Raw genomic sequence first — 23,250 nt, 5'->3', positions numbered from 1 at the left:
GTGCCGGCGAACAAAGAACATACCGAAGCTACTCCCTCGTCGCTCGCCGTGGCGGCGGGGGAGTATCTCGATTACCTCGTGGTCGAGCGGGGTTTGGCGCGCAACACGATTGCGGCCTATCGTCGTGACCTGACGACGTACTGCGCCTATCTGGAGCGGGCGGGCATCATGTCTTTTGATGAGGTGACTCGTCAGGTCGTGGAGGGCTTTGTCGCCGACCGTCGCGATGGGGGCTATTCCGATGCCTCGGTGGAGCGTGCGCTTGCGGCCGTGAAGGGCCTGCATGCCTTTTTGGTGCGCGATGGGGCTGTGGCCCAAAATCCAACGGCGGCGTTGCGCCTGCCTAAAAAGGCTGAGCGTTTGCCGGAGTATCTATCGGTGGAGGATGTCTCGGCGCTGCTCGATCAAGACTTCCCCGAGGGCGAGATGGGCTTGCGCGACCATGCCATCTTGGAAGTGCTCTACGGATGCGGTTTGCGTGTGAGCGAATTGGTGGGGCTCGATATGGGCGATATCCATATCGACGATGGTTTTGTACTCGTTCGCGGTAAGGGCTCAAAGGAACGCCTGTCCCCGTTGGTGGGAAGCGCGGCGCGAGCTCTGACGCTCTATGTAGCTGAGGGGCGTTCTCGCTTGGCAGCCCATGCCCGCGGAACCGAGACTTCGGCGGTCTTTTTAAATAAGAACGGCCGCCGTCTGTCGCGCCAGGGCATCCATGCCATCTGTGAGCGCTACGGGCGCCAGGTAGGGCTGGTGGGACTCCATCCCCATACGCTGCGCCACTCCTTTGCCACCCATATGCTTGCGGGCGGCGCAGACCTCCGTGTGCTACAGGAGATCTTGGGACATGCCGATATATCGACCACGCAGGTCTACACGCATGTCGATCGTACGCAACTGACCGAGGTCTATCTGGCGGCGCACCCGCTGGCACATCGTTAACACATCGCTGGCCTGCATATCTATAGGTATTTGGGGACGGGCCCCAGATTGCCGCTGCGTGCTTTTGCGCTCGCATGGGCAATCTGGGACCCGTCCCATTTTTCGCCACTTGTCGTCGCGGTGGTGGGCCGCACGTGCCTTGGGTGGGGGAGTTTGGGGGCGATGTGAACGCCATGTAAAGGGACGCAAAAATCGCCTCAAGGTCAACTTGAAGGTTGAGGTTGAAAGGCGGGGTGCCACAGGTGGCATCCCGCCGTTGCTGTAAACACAACATATTGTGTTTTCGAACATATGATTGGGGGTGTTTTGCAATATATGGTGGGTGGAGTGGTGGGGCGGGGTGGGGGAAGGGGTGGGGAAAGGTGTTGAAAAATGGGTCGGTTCCCCATATTATTAATGACGTCGACAGGCGGGGTGGTTCCCCGCGTACGTGCCATCTGAGCAACCGAGGGGAGGGCGCACATGGGAATGACTGGTGCATACGAGCGCAATCTCGATGCAAAAGGTCGTCTGTCCCTGCCTGCACCCCTTCGCGAGGAGCTTGGAGAGCACGTTCGCGTGTTCAAAGCCCTGGATGTCGATGCTCTGTACGTGTTCTCTGCCGAGGCCTTCGATAAGTGGGTCGAAGGACTCTTCGCGGGTCGTGAGGGCCACGAGGGTTTTAACCCGCGTGACATTAACGACCAGAAGCTCATGAGGGCGATCAACAAGCGCACCACGTCGATGGACGTGGACAGCGCCGGTCGTATCGGTCTTTCCGAGTCTCTCCGCAAGCAGGCGAACCTCGACCGTGAGGTCACGGTTGTGGGCAACTACGACCACCTTGAGGTTTGGGATCGCGCCGCGGCCGATGAGGACGATGACGATGAGGCCCTGCTGGACCTCTTCTTCTCGTAAGGGCAAGGCACGGGTAACGGATGGAGCGTGGGATCTTGACACAAGAATATCGGCATGAACCTGTCATGCTCGGCGAAGTGCTTGAGTCGCTGCGGCTAAAGAGCGGCTCCGTTGTCTGCGATTGCACCCTTGGCGGTGCCGGCCATTCGGTAAAGATGGCCGCGCAGGTGGGGGAGACGGGTCTTTTGCTCGGCGTCGATCAGGACGACATGGCCCTCGAGGCCGCTGGCGCTCGTCTGGACCGCGAGGTTCCCGGCGTTCCGCACCAGCTGCTGAAGGGCAACTTCGGTGACTTGGACGAGCTGCTTTGCTCGGCCGAGGTGCCCGGGGTCGATGGCTTCCTGTTCGATTTGGGCGTTTCGTCACCGCAACTCGATATCCCTGGCAGGGGCTTTTCGTATAACGAGGACGCCCCATTGGACATGCGGATGGATCCGGGTAATAACACCTTAAACGCAGCTGAGGTCATCAACACCTATAACGAACACGACCTCGCCCGGATTCTACGCGTCTACGGCGAAGAGAAGTTCGCCTCGCAGATCGCGCGCGAGATCGTGCGCCGCCGCGAGCAAGAACCGATCGAAACCACCGGCCAATTTGTCGAGATCATCAAGGCGGGTATCCCGGCTGCCGCTCGTCGGCATGGCGGACACCCGGCCAAGAAAAGTTTCCAGGCCATTCGCATCGAGGTCAATCACGAGCTCGATGTGCTCGAACGAGGGCTTGATGCCGCCACCAGGTGGCTCAACCCGGGCGGACGTATCTGCGTCATCTCGTATCACTCGCTCGAGGACCGTATCGTAAAGAATCACTTTAAGGAGATGAGCCAGGGGTGCACGTGTCCGCCGGAGATTCCGGTGTGCGTGTGCGGCAACGTGCCGATACTCAAGGTCATCACCCGCAAACCCTTGGTTGCCCAGCCTGATGAGGTTGAGCGCAACCCTCGGGCGAGATCAGCCAAAATCCGCGTGGCGCAGCGTCTGTAGGCGCGACCGCGCGATATTGGACCTCCCGCTCGCACCATAAACGAAGCTTAAACACACTACCAACGTACTCGGGATGGGAGGCGGCATATCATGGGCTACAACACTTCAAGCGCAGCACTCGCCTATGATATGAACGCCATGCCCGCCTATCGTGAGACGCCGCAGGCCCCCGTTGCTCCCCGTGAGCAGCGCACGCCGCGCTTTGATGTCTACACGGGCGCGGGCCGTCAGGCAAACCAGGCGGTAAGCCCGGTTTTCATGAGCGTTCTTAAAACGTTTTGCATCATTGCGGCTATCTTCATGACGATCGGCGTCGCCCGCGTGGCGCTCGCCGGCGTTACGGCCCAGGTGCTCAACAGCAACGCCGAGCTTACCAACACGCTCGAAAAGGCGACCGATGAGAGCTCCGACCTGGAGGTCATGCATTCGGTCTATGGCGCCGACACGCGCATTCGCGACCTTGCGGGCGCTTATGGCATGGTGGAGCCCAGCGAGAGCGTTACACTTGACTTTTCGCAGGATGCAGCCGCGGGCGCCAACGCGACCGCGACCGCTCAGTAGCAAGACGGTAGCTGAGTATGACAAATGACTATCGCCGCGGTTCCGATGGGGGCCGCGGTTCTGGACGTCCCTCGTCGCGGGGACGTTCTGGTTATCAAGGAACGGGTCGGCAATCTTACAACGCCGGGCAGTCCCGTGGCAACGACCCGGCGTCGCGACTTCGCGGCTCGGGCGGCCCTCAAGTGCATAACACCAGGTCGCGCAAGAGTTCATCGACCGAATGGCTCACAGGCACGCCTCTGCCTCGCCGCAAAGCCGTCATGGGCTTCATTGGGCTTGGCTTGGGCTTGGGCGTCTTTCGCCTTGCCGACTATCAAATTGTCGAAGCCGATAAACTGCGCGAGCGTGCCGATGCGCGCCGCCTGCTTGCGCAGACCCTCTATGCCAAACGTGGCACCATCTACGACCGCAACGGTAACGTGCTGGCGTCGTCGGTCGAATGTCGCAACATCGCCGTGAACCCCCCGCTTGTCGAGGATGTTGACAAGACGGTGTCGGCGCTGGTCAAGGCAACTGGAATCGATAAAAAGACCTGCCGCAAGCTCGTTGAGTCCGATGGAACCTGGGTGTATATCAAGCGCCAGGTGGACGAAGACGACGCTGCGGCGCTGGAGAAGAAGAACCTGCCCGGCGTGCTTTTTGAGCAGGCCATGAAGCGCGTATATCCATACGGCAATCTGGCATCGCAGGTGCTGGGTGTAGTGAATGTAGACAACGACGGCTTGACGGGTCTCGAAAAGCAATACAACAAGCTTCTGACCGGCACGAACGGTTCCCTCGTACGCGAGCGCGCGAGGGACGGCAGCTATATCGCGGGCGGTGCCTATAAAAAGGTGGCTGCGGTCGACGGCGTTGATATCGTGACGACGCTCGACGTCAATATCCAGCGTGCGGCCGAGGATGCCCTGGCAGAGGCTGTCGAGAAGACAAAGGCCAAGAACGGCTCGGCGCTGGTCACCGATCCTACGACAGGCGAGATCTTGGCAGCCTGCTCGTATCCGACCTACGACCAGACCAATTTGGAAAACGCCAAGACCGAGGATATGAACCTGCGCCTGGTCACCGACGCCTACGAGCCCGGCTCGGTCTTTAAGACGCTCGTGGCGGGCGCCGGCTTCGACTTGGGTGTCGTGCGGTCGAGTACGTCGTTTGAGGTGCCGGCGAGCATCAAGGTGGGCGACGATACCGTCACCGATGCCGACAAGCGCGACTACGCCATGACCATGGATGTGCGTGAGATGATGCGCCGTTCGTCCAACGTGGGATTTGTCCTGGTGGGGCGCAAGATCGGTGCCGACGACTTTGCCGCCTATGTGGACAAGTGGGGCATCGGTCACAGCTCTGGTGTCGATTTTCCGGGCGAGAGCCTGGGCATCGTCAAGGAACGTGACCAGTATGACGGCGCCACGCTGGGCTCGATGAGCTTTGGACAGGCGCTGTCTGTCTCGCCGATTGAGATCGCACGTGCCGTGGGCGGCATCGCCAACGGCGGCGTGATGATGACCCCGCACTTCTATAAGTCCAGCAAAGGCGACGAGAAGGACTGGGGCGAAGGCGAGCGCGCGATTTCGGAGGACGCCGCATCCCAGGTGGCATCGTGCATGCAGACGGTCGTGTCGGAGGGAACGGGCGTTGGCGGCGCGGTTGACGGCTATGACGTGGCGGGTAAGACCGGTACGGCCGAACGTGCCGACGAGAACGGCGGCTACCTCAAGGAGAACTACATGTCGTCCTTTATGGGCTTTGCACCGGCACAATCGCCCAAGGTGCTGTGCTATATCACGCTCGACGGAACGCCGAGCGGCTCAGATGCCGCTGCGGTGCCGTTCCAGTCCATTATGGCCAACGCGCTCGACGTGCTGGGTATCCCGCACACGAAGTAGGGGGTTACAATCTTTGGGGCGTGGTTTGTTGTCCCATATGAGGGGTGTTCACATGCCCTGCACCACGCATGCGCGGCGCTGGGATACAATACGCCGATAGCATTATTAGGTTTACAGGGGAGCTGCAATGATAGAGATCGCCGTCAACAACCTCGCGGCCGCAACAGGGGCCCGAACCGTGACGGGAGAAGTCGATCGGGTATGCCGCGGGTGCGTTATCGACTCGCGCCAGGTCGAGGAAGGGACGATTTTCGTCGCCTTTCCCGGTGAGAACGTCGACGGCAATGATTTTGCTTCCCGTGCCGTCCAGTCGGGTGCCGGCGCCGTCGTGATGACGCGTGAGCCCGAGGCCGAGCTGGTCTCGCTGGCGCAGGACAAGGGCTGTGCCATCTTGCTGACCGATGATCCCGAGGAGTTTCTGCTGCGTTTGGCGCACGCGTATCGCCTGGAGCTTGGCTGCCTGGTCGTTGGCATTACCGGTTCCATCGGCAAGACGACGACCAAGGACGTTCTCGCCGCTGTGCTCTCCAAGCGCTATCGTGTCTGGGCCACCAAGGGCAATTTCAATAACCTGATCGGCATGCCGCTCACGGTGCTTTCCGCTCCGGCCGATACCGAGGTCCTGGTGCTCGAGATGGGCATGAACCATTTCCACGAGATCGAGCGCCTGTCTCTGTCTGCCAATCCCAACCTTGCCATCGTGAGCAAGATCGGCACCTCTCATATCGGCATTTTGGGCAGCCGCGAGAACATCGCCCGCGCTAAGGCCGAGATCGTACAGGGCATGTGCGCCGCCGGCGACAATTTGCCGCTGCTGGTTTTGGGCGGCGAGGACGACTTTACGCCGTTCATTCGCGATACGTTCGCCCAGCCTGCTGGTATCGACGTGATGCTGGCCGGCGTCTCGGACGATGATGAGGTCCGTGCCCGCGACATTCGCGTTGATGACGAGGGCCGTCCGGTCTTTACGCTCGATTTTGGCCAGGGTGAGACGATCGATACCATGCTTGCCATCCCCGGCGTGCAGTCCGTTCCTAATGCCGTTAAGGCCGCCGCGGTTGCCTATCGCCTGGGCGTGACGCCCGAGCAGATCGATGCTGCCTTTAGGGGTCTCACGATCACCGGACACCGCCAGGAGATCAAGCGCGCCAAGAGCGGTGCACGCGTCATCGATGACTCCTATAACGCCAGTGCCGAATCCATGGCTGCTGGCCTCGATCTGCTGTGCTCGCTTTCGTGCACGGGGTCTCGCTTGGCGATCCTGGGCGAGATGGGCGAGATGGGCGATGAGGCTCCTCGCATGCATGAGCTCGTGGGCGCCTATGCCGCCGCCAAGAAGCTCGACATGCTGGCGTGCGTGGGCGGTGAGCTGGCCCAGCTTATGGCCGATGCCGCACGCATGATGGGCATGGACGAGGACCGCATCCAGGTGTTCTCCGATTATCAGCAGGTGCTCGACCGCATGGGCGGCGCGCTTGAAAAACATGATGTTGTACTGGTCAAGGGTTCCCGCTTTGTTGAGCTCGACCGCTTTGTGGAAGGTGTGTGCTAGCCCATGTTCGGCAATCCCTCGTATCCAACGTATCAGGCTTTTTTGGGGCTTGGCATCGCCGCAGCCATTGCGCTGCTGCTCATGCCGTGGTGGATCAAGCTGCTCAAGGTCGAGGGTATCGGCCAGCAGGTTCGTGCCGACGGCCCCAAGCGTCATTTGGTTAAGCAGGGAACGCCCACCATGGGTGGCGTTGTCATCCTCGTCGCGATCTCGCTGACCTGCCTGCTGATGGGCAAGCTCACCACCGAGCTCGTACTCGTGCTGCTCGCCACGCTGGCGACCGGCGTGCTGGGCCTGATCGACGACCTGACCTCCGTTACGCATGGGCGCTCGCTCGGTCTGACGCCCCATGCCAAGATGATCGGCCTAACCATTATCTGTGTCACCTTTACGGTACTTGCCGTCAACTGGTGCGGTGTCGCCCCCGAGATTCGTTTTCCCGGTGGGTTGACGATCGACCTTGGCGTGCTTTCGACCACCATCTGCGGCTATTCGTTCCCGTGGCTCTATATTGTCTTTTGCTGGCTGATGATTGCCGGTCTTTCTAATGCCGTGAACCTGACCGATGGCCTTGACGGTCTTGCTGGCGGCACCTCCATGATCGCCATGCTCGCCATGGCTGCCATGGCGTTTTTGCATGGAGACGTGAACCTGTCCATCTTCTGCACCGCGTGTGCCGGTGCCTGCTTGGGCTTTCTGTGGTTCAACTGCTATCCGGCGAGCATCTTTATGGGTGATACCGGCTCGCTTGCTCTGGGCGCCGCGTTTGCCTGTACGTCCATCATGACTAACACCGAGGTCGTCTCCCTCATCATCGGCGGCCTGTTTATCGTTGAGACTCTGTCGGTCATGATTCAGGTTGTCTACTTCCACTTTACGCACAAGCGCGTCTTCCTTATGGCGCCCATCCATCATCATTTCGAAAAGAAGGGTTGGGCCGAGACCAAGGTCGTCATCCGTTTTTGGATTATCGCTGCGGCATTTGGTGCCGTTGGCCTTGCTCTGTTCTTCCAGTTGGGATAGTGGTCTTTCATGCCTCTTGCTGATGTCTTTAGCCTGCTCGTTTTGGGTCAGGGCAAATCCGGTCTCGATGTCGCCCGCTGGGCGCTGGCACATCCCGAGCGCGTAAGCGCCGTTACCGTGTATGGCGGCGGCACCTCTGAGCCCAATGACGCCACGCGTGCGCTCGAGGCTGCTGGTGCGTCGTTTGTCTATGGGACCGAACAGGTCGAGGGCGCCTATGACGTATGCGTGACGTGCCCGGGCATCTCGGAGTTCTCGGGCTTCTTTAAGGCCGGACGCGAACATGCCGCTCAGATTATGGGTGAGCCAGAGTTTGCCTATCGTCTGTCGCCCGATAACTGGATTGCCATCACGGGCACCAACGGCAAGACGACCACCACGTCGCTGACTGATTATCTGCTCAAGGCTGCCGGCGAGGCCAGCGTAGCTGTCGGCAACATCGGCGAGCCGCCGGTCAACGAGATTGACGGCCGAGCCCACAACGAGTGGTTTGTGGCTGAGCTCTCGAGCTATCAGATTGCTACGACCACCGAGCTCCACCCTCGTGTGGCTGTGCTGCTCAACATCACTCCCGACCACTTGGGCTGGCATAAGAGCCATAAGAACTATGCGCTTGCCAAGATCAAACTGTTTGACAATATGGTCGATGACGATCTGGTGGTTGTCGACGTCGAAGACGCCGGCATTCACGAGTTTGATGAGTACATCTACACGCCGGGTCGTCGCATCTGCAAGGTTGCCTTTGACGAGCCAAAGGGTGAGGATGTCGCCTTTGTGCGCGATGGCAAGATGATCGTGCGCCTGAAGGGCGTCGAGACCCCGCTCATCGCTACATCCGAGCTCAAGATCTCGGGCCATCACAATGTTATCAATGCCCTGTGCGCTGCCACGGTTGCCCTGGCAGTCGGTGCCGATGTCGATGGTGTCCGCCGCGGTCTGGCCTCGTTCCAGCCGCTCGAGCACCGCGTGGAGCCGTGCGGCGAGATTGACGGAGTGCGCTACGTCAACGATTCCAAGGCGACCAACACCGACGCGGTCGAGAAGGCACTGACGGCATTTCCCGATGACGACGTGATCTTGCTGCTCGGCGGCCACGATAAGGGCACGCCGCTCACGGACTTCGCGCGCGTTGTCATGGATAACGTGCGCTCGGTCGTCTGCTTTGGCGATGCGCGCGAGCGCTTCACCGCCGCTATGGACGAGGCCGATGTCGATGGCGATGTGGATATCGCCCAGGCGGATGACCTACGCGATGCCGTGGACGTTGCCCGTTCGCTGTCGAGCCGTGGCGACGTGATCTTACTTTCTCCTGCCTGCTCTTCGTTCGATGAGTTCTCGGGCTATGAGGAGCGCGGACGCGTGTTTAAGGACTATGTGGCTCAGCTTGCCGCTGCAGCGAAATCGCAAATGGAATAGGGGTTGCCGGTGAGAGAGGAGAGCCCCCGACAAGGTATGAGGAGGCCCGACTCGGACCGTGCTTCCTCGCGGCGCAGCACACCGCGTTCCGGTCGCGGCGGGCAGTCGTTTAGCGAACGCTATATTGCCGGCGTTCCCGCCCGCATCATGCGCCCCCGTTTGATATTCATGGCTTGCCTGTTTACTTTGGTGTGCTTTGGTCTGCTGATGGTGTACTCGGCGTCTTCGGTCGAGGCGCTGCACGAGAATGGCTCGGCGACGTTTTTCCTGGGTCGACAGGCCGCGTTTGCCGTGGTTGGTGTTCTGGCGCTGATTGCCATCGTGCGCGTTTTGCCGGACAGCTGGTTTGGGGAGGATGTGCTTAGGATCTTCCTTATCGGCATGATGTTCTTGCTTCTGCTGGTGTTCTTGGTGGGCAGCGGCAGCCGTGGCGCCACGCGCTGGCTCAACATCGCCGGCATTCAGTTCCAGCCTTCCGAGTTTTTAAAGCCATTTGCCATTGCGTATTCGGCCATCATGCTCGACCGCTTCTTTTCGCCCGGTGGCAACATCAACGAATTCCTTCGCAAGATGGGCATCTACCTGGGCATTTCACTCTTTCTGATCTTTATCCAGCCCGATTTCGGTACCGTTCTGATCATCCTGTTGACCCTCATGTGCATGGCGTTGTTTGCGGGTCTCGACCCCAAATTTATCATCGGCGTGATAATCTTCGGCATTCTCGTGATCGTGATTGCGCTTGTTGCAGAGCCGTACCGTATGGTGCGTATTCAGGTTGCGTTGAACCCTTGGGCCGACGAGTATGGTGACGGCTATCAGGCCACGCTTGCCATCATGGCCTTTGCCTCGGGCGGTCTGTTCGGCCGTGGCATCGGCAACTCAACCATGAAGTACTCGTATCTGCCCGAGGCGCACAATGACTACATCCTGGCCATCATTGGCGAGGAAGTCGGTTTTGTCGGAACCGTGCTGTTCTTCTTGGTGTTTGCGATGCTGATCTACTCGGCGTTTCGCATTGCCGAGCAGGCGACCGATCGTCGGGGCGCGCTCATGGCGTCTGGCTCCGCGGTCATTCTCGCGGTGCAGTTTTTGATCAATGCGCTGGGCATCCTCAACGTGTTTCCCATGACGGGTAAACCGTTGCCGTTTATTAGCTACGGCGGTTCGTCGATTATTGTGTCGCTCATGCTTGCCGGGTTGATCCTGCGCGTTTCGTACGAGAGCGCCCGCCGCGATGAGTATGACCGCCGCCGTGAGAGCTTTGCCGTTATGGACGAGAGCACCGCCGGCGTAGCCCATGTGCGCGGTGAACGACCTTCGCGTAGCGGCTTTACCGTTCTGGATGGTTCTGCATCCGAGCCGGCAGCTCGTCCACGTCCGCGGACGACTCCGCAAGGTCGTCCTCAGCGCCCCAGCCCTCGCAACGCGGGCGGCGGATATAATCGAATCGATTTGAACTCGGACCCGTCGGCGCGTCTGCGCACCGACGACCAGGGACCGCGCGTACGAAGGGACTACCATGACCGATAAAATGACCGTTGCTATTGCAGCCGGCGGCACGGCAGGACACATTAACCCCGCGCTCGCCCTGGCCGAAGAGCTGCGTGACCGTGGCCACCACGTTGTGTTCGTGGGCCAGTCGCGCAAGCTCGAGGGTCGTCTGGTCCCCGAGGCTGGGTTTGATTTTGTGCCCATTACGGTCACGGGCTTCGACCGCTCCCGTCCTTGGACGGCGCTGACCTCGCTGTGGCGTGTCAACAAGGCCAAGCGTGCGCTCGCCAGTCATTTCTCAAAGGTCGGCAAGCCCGATGCCGCCATCGGTTTTGGTGCCTATGTCGAGGTTCCGCTGCTGGGGTGGTGCAAGGGCGCGGGCGTTCCGTATCTGCTGCATGAGCAGAACTCTGTTCCGGGCCTGGCCAACAAGATGATGAACTCCCATGCCGCCCGCGTGTGCATCTCGGTGCCGGCAGCGCGCTCGGTCTTTGAGCGCGAAGGTGACCCTGACCATGTGCTCATGACGGGCAACCCTGTTCGTCGCTCGGTGATCGAGGGCGATCACGCTCGCGGCCGCAAGGCACTTGGCGTTCCCGAGGACGCTACGCTGCTGCTCGTCTTTGGCGGTTCACTTGGCGCCCAGCACCTCAACGAGCGCGTGGTTTCGCTCAAAAACGAGCTGCTTTCGCGCAAGAACCTCTATGTGTTGCATTCGACGGGTGCCGATGGCTTTGAGGACACCGAGTGCGCTTTGGCGCTGACGCCCGAGGAGGCGAAACGTTATCGCGTCCAGCCTTACATCGACAATATGGGCGATATGCTGGCTGCTGCCGATTTGGTGCTCTCGCGTTCGGGCGCATCGAGCGTGGCCGAGATCGCTGCGCTCGCCGTGCCCTCGGTGCTCGTGCCGTATCCGCATGCGACGGCCGACCATCAAACCACCAATGCCCGTTATCTGGTCGACGCCGGGGCCGGCGTGCTCTGCGCCGATGCCGATATCGACGGTTCTGCCTTTGCCGATGAGCTGCTGCACCTGGTCGATGACGCGGCGGCGCGCGACGCCATGCGTCAGGCGGCGCGTGGTCTGGCTCAGGATAGGGCCGCCGCTCTTCTGGCCGATGCGGTAGAGGGTTTGCGTTAGTTAGACGGGATATCGTCGGTCGCCCTCGCGCTGATGCGGTAGGTGCGGTACAGTTAACGGGTTACAGGCAGTGTTTACGCAAGGAGTACACGAGCACATGGCTGATTCCCAGACTGCAACCTCCGCGCCCGAGTTTAAGAGCGCCCACTTTATCGGTATCGGCGGCGCCGGCATGAGCGGCATCGCTCTCGTTCTGCACGAGCGCGGTTATGCCGTTACCGGTTCCGACCTTAAGATGTCACGTTATATCCGCCAGCTTACCCGCGCTGGTGTGAAGGTGTACGTGGGCCATGAGGCCGCCACGATCGACGAGGTCAAGCCCGACGTGGTTGTTGTCTCCACCGCTATTCCGGAGTCCAACCCTGAGCTCGTGCGCGCTCGCGAGCTGGGCATTCCCGTGTGGCCCCGTGCCAAGATGCTCTCTGCTTTGGGCCACGGCTACACTACCGTCGCTGTTGCCGGCACGCATGGCAAGACCACCACGTCTTCGATGTGCGCCACCATGCTCGACCGCATGGGTCTGGATCCGAGCTTCTTGATCGGCGGCATCGTCGAGGGCTATGACACGAACGGCAAGAACGGCTCGGGCGACTACTTTGTCGCCGAGGCCGACGAGTCCGACAGCTCCTTCCTGTTCCTGAACCCCAACGTGGTCATTGTGACCAACGTCGAGGCCGACCATCTCGATCACTACTCGGGTATCGAGGAGATCGAGGCAACTTTCGCCAAATTCATGAGCCTGGTGGGCGAGGACGGCACCGTCATCGTCTGCGGCGAGGACCCGCATCTGGTCGAGCTCGCCAAGTCGACGGGCCGTCACGTGCTTTCCTACGGCTTTGCCGAGAGCAACGACATCGTCTGCGTGCACCCGGATGTCAAGGGCATCCAGAGTGACTTTATCGTTCGCTTTGAGGACGGCACTGAGCACGCTGTGGAGATCAAGAGCAACCCCGGTCGCCACAACATGCTCAACGCCACGGCGGTGCTCACCGTCGCCCATGTCTTGGGCCTTGACATCGACGCCGCCGCCAAGGCGCTCTCGAGCTTTGAGGGCGTCCGCCGTCGCTTTACCCACGTGGGCGATATCGATGGCATCACCGTGGTCGATGATTACGGCCATCACCCCACCGAGATCAAGGCGACGCTTGCTGCCGCTTCGTCGCTGGGCTACAAGCACGTCGACGTCGTGTTCCAGCCGCACCGCTATTCGCGCCTGCAGGCCCTGTGCGACGACTTTGCCGATGCATTTGCCAATGCCGATAAGCTGCTGCTGATTGATGTGTTCTCGGCTGGCGAGATGCCCATTCCGGGTGTCACCTCTAAGATGCTCGCCGATACTGTGCGCGCCAAGCATCCTGGCAAGGAGGTCGTGTACTGCTCCAGCCGTCTTGAGCTCAATCGGGAGCTCGAGCAGATGGTGGGCGAGGGCGACCTGCTGCTCACCATGGGTGCCGGTGACGTTACGACCGTCGGTCCCGAATTTATCGAGTATCTGACTGCCAAGAAAGACGCTTAAGACTAATGGGTCTGTTTAACGCCGTCATGGCGCTCTCGGGCATGATCGACACGGATGTGATCGAGGACGAGCGCCTTGCGCGTCATACGAGCTATCGTATCGGCGGCAAGGCCGACCTCTTTGTGACGTGCCATAGCTATCATGCCCTCCGCCGCGCCGTGGCGGTGCTCGATCGCGAGCAGGTGCCGTGGGTCATCATCGGCAAGGGCTCCAATCTGCTGGTTGCCGATGGCGGTTATCGCGGTGCCGTCATTTCGCTCGGACGTGAGTTTCAGCGCACGGTTGTTGCCGATGACGGTTGTACGCTGACGGTCGGTGCGGGCGTGATGTTTGCGCGCCTGGTCAACGATGCCCTGTCGCGTAGCCTCTCGGGCCTTGAGTTTGCCGTTGGCATTCCTGGTTCGGTCGGCGGTGCGATATCTATGAATGCCGGCACACGGACCGAGTGGATTGGCTCGCTGGTTGAGGATGTCGTAACGTTTGACCCGGCATCCGGTATCAAGCATTATGCGGGGTCCGAGATCACTTGGGGCTACCGCGAATGTAGCCTTCCCCGCAATGAGATCATCCTCGAGTGCGTGCTCAAGCTTAAACCGGCGCCCAAGGCCGACATTCGCGAGCGCATGGAGCGGTACCTGACGAGGCGCAAGCGTACGCAGCCCATGGGACGCGCATCCTGCGGGTCGGTCTTTCGCAATCCGCCCGATGCGAGTGTGGGCAAGCTTATCGAGGATTGTGGATTAAAGGGTTTTTCGATTGGCGGCGCGGAAGTTTCGCCCGTTCACGCTAATTTTATCGTTAATAACGGAACTGCCTCGGCCGATGACGTTGCCGCGGTTATCAGACATGTGCACGGAAAGGTGAGGGAGGCGTATGGCATCGAGCTCAGACCGGAAGTTAAATTCCTCGGCTTCTAGAGCATCGAAACCCACCTTCCGCCGCGCCGGAGGGCGTTCCGGCGCGCCTGCCAAGCCTCAACGCAATACCGTCGCGCACTCTAAGTCTGTCGGGCATGCTCGACAGACCAGTCGACCGGTCGTCGGCTCGCAGCTCGGTAATCGTCCGGCCGCAAAAAAGTCCTCGCGTCCCTCGGTGACGTCAAAGCCTGTTATGGGCGCCAAGCCTGCCCGTCCCATGGCAACTCCCAAGCCCTCGGCGGGAACTAAAGCGGCGCGTCCAGGTCGCACGCTGGGCGCATCGAAACCGCGCTCGCTGACATCGATGCCGGCTACCGCCAAGAAGCCTTCGAGTAAAAAAGGTTTCAACCCGTTATCTTCACTTGGAGCGATGGCAAATAAAACATCAGACGCCGCTTCTGTCGTTACAGGCAAAGGCAAAATCGTGGGCGGTGTTCTGGCCGTCTTGGCCGTGCTCGTCGTCGTTGCCATCGTGGTGATCAACTCTGGACTGTTTACTGCCACTGATATTCAGATTCAAGGCAGCGAGCATGTGACGAAGCACGATGCTATCCAGCTGATCGACTTGCCCGAGGGAACGTCGCTTTTTAACGTCGACCCCGGCCAGATTACCGAGGATCTCAAGCAGAACCCGTGGGTTTCGGGCGTGGATGTCCAGCGCCAGTTTCCCCATACGCTTATCATCACGCCGACGGAGCGTAAAGTTATCGCCATTGCGTATATCAGCTCCGACGACCTTGCCTGGGCTATCGGAGACGATGACACCTGGATCGCCCCGCTGTCGACGTCGGTCGAAGTGGACGACCAGGGCAACGTCATCACGACAGGGCAGGGCTCAAATACCTTGACCGGAATCGATGCCGCGCTGGCGCTCGCCAAGCATTATGGCGCGGTGTTGTTGACTGATGTCTCGGCGGATGTCGCTCCGGTTTCCGGCCAGGCGGTGAACTCCAAAGCCGTTAAGGCCGGCCTGGATTATGTGCGTGGTTTTTCGAGCGAGTTCTTGGGACAAGTCAAGGATATTTCCACGCCTTCGGTCGAAGCCATCTCGGCAAACCTCAATAACGGCATTGAGGTGTCGCTGGGCGATTCGGACGATATCGCCAAGAAGGAACGCGTAGTCACCAAGTTGCTTTCGCAGGTAGAGGGCGTAACGTATATCAATGTGCGCTCTCCGGGCAACTACACATTTAGGAATGCTCCGACCTCGTAGCGCTGGTTGATGCTTTGTTGAGGGGCCATACCACGCCGTTTATCTGGTTTGTTTGGTTTTCACGGTCAATTATTTGACTGATACGTTCATAATGTGCAAACATAATACGGTTTACCTTTGCATTTACTTTCAACCTGAAGGTTAATGTGCGCAGGGGTCGACCCATGCTATGGCTATAACCTTTGTTCGGAGGACCGACATGCACGAGACAGAGATCAACAACTACCTTGCCGTCATTAAGGTGGTCGGCGTCGGCGGCGGCGGTACCAACGCGGTCAATCGAATGATCGAAGAGGGCATCCGCGGCGTCGAGTTTGTCGCCATCAACACCGATGCTCAGGCACTCGCGATCTCTGATGCCGATATCAAGGTGCACATCGGCACCGACCTTACCCGCGGCCTGGGCGCCGGCGCCAACCCCGAGGTTGGCCGCAAGGCTGCCGATGAGTCCCGCGACGACATTGCCGAGGCGCTCGCCGGCGCCGACATGGTGTTTATCACCTGCGGTGAGGGCGGTGGCACCGGTACCGGCGCTGCTCCCATCGTTGCCGATATCGCGATGAACGAGGTCGGCGCACTGACCGTCGCCGTCGTGACCAAGCCCTTCACCTTCGAGGGCCGCAAGCGCAAGAAGAGCGCCGAGGAGGGCATCAAGACCCTTTCCGATTGCGTCGACACCATGATCGTCATCCCTAACGATAAGCTGCTCGACATCGCCGAGAAGAAGACCACCATGCTCGAGGCCTTCGCGATCGCCGATGGCGTTCTTTCTCAGGGCACCCAGGGCATCACCGACCTCATCACCGTCCCCGGTATCATCAACCTGGACTTCGCCGATGTTAAGACCATCATGAAGCAGGCCGGTACCGCCATGATGGGTATCGGTACCTCTTCTGGGGATACACGTGCCGTCGACGCTGCCCAGCAGGCCATCTCCAGCCCGCTGCTCGAGAGCTCCATCGATGGTGCCACGCGCGTGCTGCTCTCCATCGCTGGTTCCAAGGACCTGGGCATCCAGGAGATCAGCGACGCCGCCGACGTTGTCGCCAATGCCGTCGACCCCGAGGCGAACATCATCTTCGGTACCGTTGTCGACGAGTCCCTGGGCGATCAGGTGCGTATCACCGTCATCGCTACGGGCTTCTCCGATTCCAACGTCAACCGTCAGGACGAGCTCTTTGCTGCTCAGCAGTCTCAGAGCAAGGCCGCTGCCTCCGCTGAGCCGCAGCGCACCGCTCCGGCTGCCAGCCCAGCTCAGGCCGCTCCGACCCGCAACGTTGGTGGTACCGAGCTGCCCAACTTTGGCAACGACCAGTTCGAGCTTCCCGACTTCCTGAAGCGCGGTAGCTTCTAGTTCGTTTTTCTCAACGACCTGCAGGGGGTGTGTCCATTTGGATGCACCCCGTTTTGTTTCTCGTTTGTAAACGAAAGCCTCCAATCTCCTTACGTTCCCTTTACGTTTGGTCCCTACCGCTGCGGGTATCCTTTTAGGGAAGTATGACAGCCGTATAAACGCGGACTGCGCGGCGACGCCGCGGTACTTGTGTTATTAGGAGGCTTTAGTATGGCAGCACGTGCGGACAACGTTTCGCGTGTCGACCATGATGGAGTTACGTTGGTGGAGGGCGCGACATCCGATGTCCGTTTTGCCTTTACCGAGCGCACCGGTGGCGTTTCTGAAGATGCGTACTCCTCGCTCAACCTGGGCTCGCATGTAGGCGATGACCCCTTTGCTGTTCAAGAAAATCGTCGTCGAGCGCTCGAAGCTATGGGCGCCACTGAGTGCGAGCATAATCTGCTCGTGCCCAATCAGGTACATGGTGACCATATCGTTACGGTGACTTCGAACGGCGCCGACGATCTTGAGGCTGTTCGCGAGCAGATTGCCGAGGGCTGCGATGCCATCGTCTGTACGGCCCATGACGTGCCCGTGCTGCTCTGCTTTGCCGACTGCGTTCCCGTGGTGCTGGTGGCCCCCGGCGGATTTGCCGTGGTGCACTCCGGTTGGAAGGGCACGATTGCACGTATTTCTGCCAAGGCGTGCCAGGCGCTTTGCGATGCTGCCGGCTGCGATGCGAGCGACGTTTCCGCCTATATCGGCCCCCATATCTTGGCTGACGAATATGAGGTATCCCAGGAACTCATGGATCGCTTTGCCGTCGAGTTCTCTTGCATCGATGCGAGTGCCTCTCGCATGCTCGATCTTTCCGCTGCCATTTGTGAGGCGCTGGTAGATGCCGGTGTGGACGCGGATAATATCGTGGATACCCAGCTTTCGACTGTGCGTCAGAACGACCGCTTTTATTCCTACCGTAACGAGGGCGGCACCTGTGGGCGCCATGCTGCGATCGGCGTGATGCTATGAGAAAGATCGTATCGGTCCTGAGCGCCGCTGTGCTTATGCTTACGCTGTGTGCCTGTTCTTCGGGATCTTCTACCTCTTCCATTACCGTGGCCGGCTCCACGACCTGCCTTCCTATCGCCGAGATTGCGGCAGAGGGCTTTAAGGAGGAGACCGGCATCGACGTGCTCGTTTCCGGTTTGGGCTCTTCCGCTGGCATCGAAGCCGTCAGCGCTGGCACGGCCGATATCGCCAGCTCCTCCCGTGGACTCAATGCCGACGAACAGGATCTGGGCCTGACTCCCATCGTCATTGCCCACGACGGTATCGCGGTCATCGTGAACGAAGGCAACCCCGTCGATAACCTCTCGACCGAGCAGCTCCGCGATATCTATGCCGGCAAGATTACTAATTGGAAAGAGGTCGGTGGCGAGGACCTGAAGATTCAGGTCATCAACCGAGACGAGGCGTCTGGCACGCGTGAGGCCTTCCGCACCATCGTGATGGACGGCACCCCGTTCGATCGCCGGTCCGCCGTTCTTTCGGGCACGGGCCAGGTGCGCGACGTGGTATCTCGTTCGCGCGGTGCCATCGGCTACATTTCGCTGGGCTTCGTCGATAGCCTCAACGCCAAGACCTCGGTCAAGGCCGTCTCGGTCAATCATGTTGAGGCGTCCGAGAAGACGGTCGCGAGCGGCGGCTATCCCATCTCGCGCGACCTTTACTTCTTTGTGAAGGGTGCGCCTTCGCAGCAGGCGCAAGATTACATCGACTACGTGACGTCCGAAAAGATGGACAAGCAGATTCGTGAGGCGGGCTTTATTCCCGTCACCAACGACGAGAAGGGGAGTGAGTAGCATGGAAGCACAGGAAAACTCCCAGACTGAGCAGAATGGTCAGGCGCCCAAGAAGCGCGAGCTGGCGCTCGTATCGCGCAGCACCTATATCAAGGAGAAGGCGCTGCAGTGGATCTTCTTTGCCTGCGCGTTCTTGGCGGTTGTTACCGTCATCCTGATTTTTGTCTTTACCACGTACTCGGCGCTGCCCGTCTTTACCGACATCGGTCTGGCGGATTTCTTTAGCTTTACGTGGGCGCCCTCTGAGGGCCACTACGGCATCGTGTCGCTGCTTGCCGGCTCGGGTCTGGTGACCGTCGGTGCGCTCGCCATGGGTGTGCCCCTGGGCGTGGGCACGGCCGTGTATCTGGTCGAGATCGCCGGCAAGCGCGTACGCAAGCTCATCAGCCCTGCCGTTGACCTGTTGGCCGGCATCCCTTCTATCATCTATGGCTTCTTTGGCATGATCATCATCCGTCCGTTTATCGCGCAGGTGACCGGTGGTCTTGGTTTTGGTGCGCTGACGGCGTGGTTCGTGCTTGCCATCATGATCGTCCCTACCATCACCACGCTCACCATCGATGCCCTCAATTCCATTCCCATGGGTATTCGCGAGGCATCGTATGCCATGGGTGCTACTAAGTGGCAGACCATCTATAAGGTCGTGCTACCTGCCGCCAAGCTGGGTATCGTGGATGCGATCGTGCTGGGTATGGGCCGTGCCATCGGCGAGACCATGGCCGTGCTCATGGTCGTGGGTAACGCCCCGGTTATTCCCGACAGCATTGCGAGCCCCATCTCGACGCTCACGAGCCAGATCGCGCTCGATATGAGCTATTCCTCGGGTCTGCACCGCTCGGCGCTGTTCGGCATGGGCGTGGTCCTGTTTATCATCTCCGCCACGCTGGTGGGCGTCGTCCGTTTGATTTCCAAGAAGAAGAGGGGGTAGGCTATGTCCGATTCCGTTGACACGACGGTCGATACGACCTCGTCGCGCGAGCGCATCAAGCGTGCCCTTTCCCACGGCAAGAAGGGCCGCATCAACAAGGACCTGTCCAACAAGATCATGCTTGGCGTATTCCGCGCGGCTGCCTATATCACCACGCTGGTGCTGGTCGCTATCATCGCCTATGTGGTCATTAACGGCCTGCCGCATATCTCGTTCGACTTTATCTTCGGTTGGCCCCAGGGCGTCAACGCCGAGGGCGGAATTTGGCCCACGATCGTCTCGACCGTCTATGTGACGGCGCTCGCCATGCTTATCTGCACGCCGATTGCTGTGCTGGCAGCCGTCTATCTGGCCGAGTACGCCAAGCAGGGCAAGGTCGTCGAGCTCATTCGCTACGCTGCTGACGCTTTGGCCTCGGTGCCCTCTATCGTTATGGGCCTGTTTGGCTACGCCTTGTTTGTCGAGGCCATGGGTCTGGGCCTTTCGATGGTCTCGGCCGCTCTGGCACTCGCGCTCTTGATGCTTCCCATCGTCATGCGCACCACCGAAGAGGCCATTCGCGCCGTTCCGCGCTATATCCGTTGGGGCGCGTACGGCCTGGGCGCCACCAAGTGGCAGGTCGTCTCCAAGATTGTGCTTCCTTCTGCCTTTGGCCGTATTGCCACGGGCATCGTCCTCGCCATCGGCCGTGCCATTGGCGAGACCGCGGTGGTGCTCTACACCATGGGCCAAGCCATCAATCTGCCTATTTCGCCGCTCGATTCCGGCCGCCCCATGACGGTTCACCTGTACCTGCTTGCCAACGACGGCATCAACATGAACGCAGCCTACGGCACCGCGCTCTTGCTGATGGTGATCATTCTGGCCTTCAACCTGTTTGCGCGCTTCCTGTCGCGCAAGCGTCGCTAGTTAAGGAGTCCCATGTCCGTTTATCAGTCCGCTCCCACGCTGGAGCAAGCGGCCATCACGGCCAAGGATTTCAACTTTTGGTACGGTGACTTTCATGCGCTGACGGGGCTTGACCTCAACATCGCCAAAAACGCCATCACCTCCTTCATTGGCCCTTCGGGCTGCGGCAAGTCGACGTTTTTGCGCTGCATCAACCGCATGAATGATCTGATCGAGGGTACGCGCGTTGAGGGCACCATGACGCTCGACGGCAATGATATCTATGTCGAGGGCGTCGACCCGGTCGATCTCCGTCGTCGCGTGGGCATGATCTTTCAGCAGCCCAACCCGTTTCCCAAATCCATCTACGAGAATGTCGCCTTTGGCCCTCGTCTGCAGGGCGTGACTAGCAAAAGCGACCTCGATGACATCGTGGAAGAATCGCTCAAGCGCGCCAACCTCTGGAAAGAGGTATCCAATCAGCTCAACAAGGATGGTTTGGCGCTCTCGGGCGGTCAGCAGCAGCGTCTGTGCATCGCGCGCGTGCTTGCGGTGCAACCCGATGTTCTCCTGATGGACGAGCCCTGCTCCGCCATCGACCCCACGTCCGTCTCTAAGGTCGAGGATCTGATGGCCGAGCTGGCGCCCGAGATGACGATCATCATCGTCACGCATTCAATGCAGCAGGCAGCTCGTATCAGCGACTACACCGCATTCTTCTTGCAGGAAGTTGCCGGCGAGCCCGCCACGCTCATCGAGTATGGTCAAACCGACGCGATCTTCACCAGTCCGGTGGACTCGCGGACGGAAGACTATATCACCGGCCGCTTTGGCTGATCGGTGCGACTAGTCCCAAGCCGATCGGACCTGGTCCGGTGCGTATTCACTGTGCGGGCGGCATGACCGCACCCAACTGATTGGAGTGAACCATGCGCAAACTGTTTTCCCGTCAGCTCGTCGAGGCCCGTCACGAGATGCTGAGCATCTATGAGGCCGTCGATCTGGCCCTCCACGATGCCGTGAAGGCCTATGTGACCGACGACCGCAAGCTCGCCACCAAGACCAAGAAGCGCACGCTTTCGATTGACGCGCGCTGCGCCAACCTGGAGGCCGTCTGCTACAACCTGATCGCCACGCAGTCACCGGTCGCCTCCGACTTCCGCCTGCTTCAGACGATCATCTACGTCGACTTTAACCTGCAGCGCATGACCGATAAAGTACGTCAGATCTGCCGTGCCACGCGTCATATGATCAAGGCCGACATCTCGCTGCCCAAGGAGCTTGTCGGCACGGTCGAGGCCGAGGCTGAGGCCGTCTACCAGGTGCTGGGCTCTTCGCTTTCTGCGCTCGTCACCAATGACATGTCCATCATCTGCAACCTGGCCGTCGAGGACGAGCCGGTGCACGCCGCCTACGAGAAGTTCTTCCGCACCTTTAACCGTATGGATACGGGCGACTTTATGGACGATGACAGCAACTATGACGACCTGCGCCGCGCCATCATGGTTTCGCGCTACCTCGATCGCATCGCTTCGATTTCCATCGATGCCGCTTGCCGCCTGACCTTCCTTTTGACCGGCCAGCGTATGAACGTCGGCGATATCGCCCGTGTGGACGAGGATGAGCTCGAGAGCATGCGCGTGCCTTCGGGCGAGGGTGTTATCATGAGGCCCGCCGTCGACGCGCGCTACGTTGCCAAGGTGCCCGTTAACGAGGTCAGCGAGGGTCTTCGCTACCTGCTCGATCATCTTGAGGACGAGGACGATGGCGAGGACGACGAGGAGTAAGTAATCCCGTTCGTCGAAAGATTGTAAATACCTAAGTGAGCGCGGCCTTGCACATGCGGGGCCGCGCTCTTGCGTTAGCATGGGACTACTTGTTTGGCTGTCAGCGGAGGCGATTAGCAATGGATAACTATTTGGACTTGATGCGCGCTCGCCGCGAGCAGATTCTGGAACGTTTTTATGCGGCGCTCGATCGCGCGGGCCGCCCCCACGACGCCGCGCGCCTCATTGCCGTGTCCAAGACCGTTGGTGTCGATGAGACCGTTGCCGCCATCCAGGCGGGGTATCGCCATTTTGCCGAGAACCGCCCGCAGGAGCTGGTTCGCAAGCTCACGGGTCTGGCGGAGCATCCGGAGCTGCCCGAGGTGCGCTTCGATATGATCGGCAACCTGCAGACCAATAAGATCAATGCGGTGCTGGGCTCAGCCGAGCTGATTCACTCGGTGGGTTCGCTGCATCTGGCGCAGGCGATCTCGAGCCGTGCTGTCCGCAAGATTGAGGCAGGCGAGCTCGCCGGCCCTCAGCGTGTGCTCATTGAGGTCAATGTGAGTGGTGAGGAGTCGAAGGGAGGCTTTTCGCCCGATGAGATTCGCGCCGCCGCGGGCGAGCTTGCGGAGCTCGAGGGAATTTGCGTGCAGGGGCTTATGACTATGGCGCCCCGGGGGAATAAGGATGTGGCACGCCGCACCTTTGCGGGGCTTCGTGAGCTGAGGGATGAGCTGGAGGCGGCGCATCCCGATTTGAACCTGCCTGAGCTTTCCTGCGGCATGAGCGAGGACTTTGAGCCTGCCCTTGAGGAGGGCTCTACGCTCGTTCGCCTGGGCAGGGTAGTATTTAGCCCGGAGTTTGCAGTAAAATAAGGCTCTGAAGTGCGCACTGATTATCGGGGCGCCTGCACTAAACCGCGAGAG

At 60.0% G+C, this 23,250-nt stretch carries 21 protein-coding genes; all 21 read left to right on the top strand.

The genetic code is table 11. The annotated features are described in order from the left end of the window. Window positions 1-942 (top strand): site-specific tyrosine recombinase XerD, encoded by a 942-nt coding sequence (gene xerD, locus I2H81_RS04535; RefSeq protein WP_195644712.1) that lies wholly within the window; start codon window positions 1-3, stop codon window positions 940-942. Window positions 943-1,410: 468 nt separating this feature from the next. Continuing rightward, window positions 1,411-1,839, top strand: coding sequence for a division/cell wall cluster transcriptional repressor MraZ (locus tag I2H81_RS04530; protein WP_226802758.1), 429 nt, complete (start codon window positions 1,411-1,413; stop codon window positions 1,837-1,839). A gap of 20 nt (window positions 1,840-1,859) precedes the next feature. Beyond that, complete coding sequence (gene rsmH / locus I2H81_RS04525; protein WP_006234266.1) at window positions 1,860-2,825, top strand: 16S rRNA (cytosine(1402)-N(4))-methyltransferase RsmH; 966 nt, start codon at window positions 1,860-1,862, stop codon at window positions 2,823-2,825. 90 nt (window positions 2,826-2,915) lie between these two features. After that, complete coding sequence (locus I2H81_RS04520) at window positions 2,916-3,386, top strand: hypothetical protein (protein WP_022094483.1); 471 nt, start codon at window positions 2,916-2,918, stop codon at window positions 3,384-3,386. Window positions 3,387-3,568: 182 nt separating this feature from the next. Then, window positions 3,569-5,269 carry a peptidoglycan D,D-transpeptidase FtsI family protein gene (locus I2H81_RS04515; protein WP_324253204.1) on the top strand — a complete coding sequence of 567 codons (1,701 nt, stop codon included), beginning with the start codon at window positions 3,569-3,571 and terminating at the stop codon, window positions 5,267-5,269. Window positions 5,270-5,396: 127 nt separating this feature from the next. Next, the gene (locus I2H81_RS04510; RefSeq protein ID WP_195644711.1) at window positions 5,397-6,821 is read left to right on the top strand and encodes a UDP-N-acetylmuramoyl-tripeptide--D-alanyl-D-alanine ligase; all 1,425 of its coding nucleotides are present in this window, start codon (window positions 5,397-5,399) and stop codon (window positions 6,819-6,821) included. 3 nt (window positions 6,822-6,824) lie between these two features. Next, window positions 6,825-7,844, top strand: coding sequence for a phospho-N-acetylmuramoyl-pentapeptide-transferase (gene mraY, locus I2H81_RS04505; protein WP_089571579.1), 1,020 nt, complete (start codon window positions 6,825-6,827; stop codon window positions 7,842-7,844). Between the two features lie 9 nt (window positions 7,845-7,853). Further along, window positions 7,854-9,260 carry a UDP-N-acetylmuramoyl-L-alanine--D-glutamate ligase gene (gene murD, locus I2H81_RS04500; protein ID WP_099431526.1) on the top strand — a complete coding sequence of 469 codons (1,407 nt, stop codon included), beginning with the start codon at window positions 7,854-7,856 and terminating at the stop codon, window positions 9,258-9,260. A gap of 36 nt (window positions 9,261-9,296) precedes the next feature. Further along, window positions 9,297-10,790 (top strand): putative lipid II flippase FtsW, encoded by a 1,494-nt coding sequence (gene ftsW, locus I2H81_RS04495; RefSeq protein WP_195644710.1) that lies wholly within the window; start codon window positions 9,297-9,299, stop codon window positions 10,788-10,790. After that, on the top strand, window positions 10,780-11,895 hold the full coding sequence (gene murG, locus I2H81_RS04490; RefSeq protein ID WP_195644709.1) for an undecaprenyldiphospho-muramoylpentapeptide beta-N-acetylglucosaminyltransferase: 1,116 nt from the start codon (window positions 10,780-10,782) through the stop codon (window positions 11,893-11,895). Before ftsW ends, murG begins: the two co-directional genes overlap by 11 nt. Before the next feature lie 97 nt (window positions 11,896-11,992). After that, complete coding sequence (gene murC / locus I2H81_RS04485; protein WP_195644708.1) at window positions 11,993-13,411, top strand: UDP-N-acetylmuramate--L-alanine ligase; 1,419 nt, start codon at window positions 11,993-11,995, stop codon at window positions 13,409-13,411. A 5-nt stretch (window positions 13,412-13,416) separates the two neighbouring features. Beyond that, on the top strand, window positions 13,417-14,328 hold the full coding sequence (gene murB, locus I2H81_RS04480; protein ID WP_006234257.1) for a UDP-N-acetylmuramate dehydrogenase: 912 nt from the start codon (window positions 13,417-13,419) through the stop codon (window positions 14,326-14,328). Window positions 14,329-14,752: 424 nt separating this feature from the next. Then, a complete protein-coding gene (locus tag I2H81_RS04475; RefSeq protein ID WP_271817474.1) occupies window positions 14,753-15,541 on the top strand; it encodes a cell division protein FtsQ/DivIB in 789 nt (262 codons plus the stop codon). A gap of 199 nt (window positions 15,542-15,740) precedes the next feature. Next, window positions 15,741-16,895, top strand: coding sequence for a cell division protein FtsZ (gene ftsZ, locus I2H81_RS04470; RefSeq protein ID WP_055251674.1), 1,155 nt, complete (start codon window positions 15,741-15,743; stop codon window positions 16,893-16,895). Between the two features lie 210 nt (window positions 16,896-17,105). Further along, window positions 17,106-17,906 (top strand): polyphenol oxidase family protein, encoded by an 801-nt coding sequence (locus I2H81_RS04465; protein WP_195644706.1) that lies wholly within the window; start codon window positions 17,106-17,108, stop codon window positions 17,904-17,906. Further along, complete coding sequence (locus tag I2H81_RS04460) at window positions 17,903-18,739, top strand: phosphate ABC transporter substrate-binding protein (RefSeq protein WP_195644705.1); 837 nt, start codon at window positions 17,903-17,905, stop codon at window positions 18,737-18,739. Before I2H81_RS04465 ends, I2H81_RS04460 begins: the two co-directional genes overlap by 4 nt. A gap of 1 nt (window position 18,740) precedes the next feature. Beyond that, window positions 18,741-19,667, top strand: coding sequence for a phosphate ABC transporter permease subunit PstC (pstC, locus tag I2H81_RS04455; protein WP_195644704.1), 927 nt, complete (start codon window positions 18,741-18,743; stop codon window positions 19,665-19,667). 3 nt (window positions 19,668-19,670) lie between these two features. Further along, window positions 19,671-20,576 carry a phosphate ABC transporter permease PstA gene (gene pstA / locus I2H81_RS04450; RefSeq protein WP_117800726.1) on the top strand — a complete coding sequence of 302 codons (906 nt, stop codon included), beginning with the start codon at window positions 19,671-19,673 and terminating at the stop codon, window positions 20,574-20,576. Window positions 20,577-20,588: 12 nt separating this feature from the next. Next, window positions 20,589-21,392: a phosphate ABC transporter ATP-binding protein PstB gene (pstB, locus tag I2H81_RS04445; protein ID WP_117758727.1), complete on the top strand. Its 804-nt coding sequence runs from the start codon at window positions 20,589-20,591 to the stop codon at window positions 21,390-21,392. Window positions 21,393-21,484: 92 nt separating this feature from the next. Then, window positions 21,485-22,342 (top strand): phosphate signaling complex PhoU family protein, encoded by an 858-nt coding sequence (locus I2H81_RS04440; protein ID WP_195644703.1) that lies wholly within the window; start codon window positions 21,485-21,487, stop codon window positions 22,340-22,342. A 119-nt stretch (window positions 22,343-22,461) separates the two neighbouring features. Next, window positions 22,462-23,199 (top strand): YggS family pyridoxal phosphate-dependent enzyme, encoded by a 738-nt coding sequence (locus tag I2H81_RS04435; protein ID WP_089571590.1) that lies wholly within the window; start codon window positions 22,462-22,464, stop codon window positions 23,197-23,199. Window positions 23,200-23,250 lie beyond the last annotated feature (51 nt).

Origin of the sequence: Collinsella aerofaciens, assembly GCF_015561195.1 — a bacterium.
Classification (GTDB): domain Bacteria; phylum Actinomycetota; class Coriobacteriia; order Coriobacteriales; family Coriobacteriaceae; genus Collinsella; species Collinsella aerofaciens_AC.
This window is presented reverse-complemented; position numbering and strand designations above follow the sequence as displayed.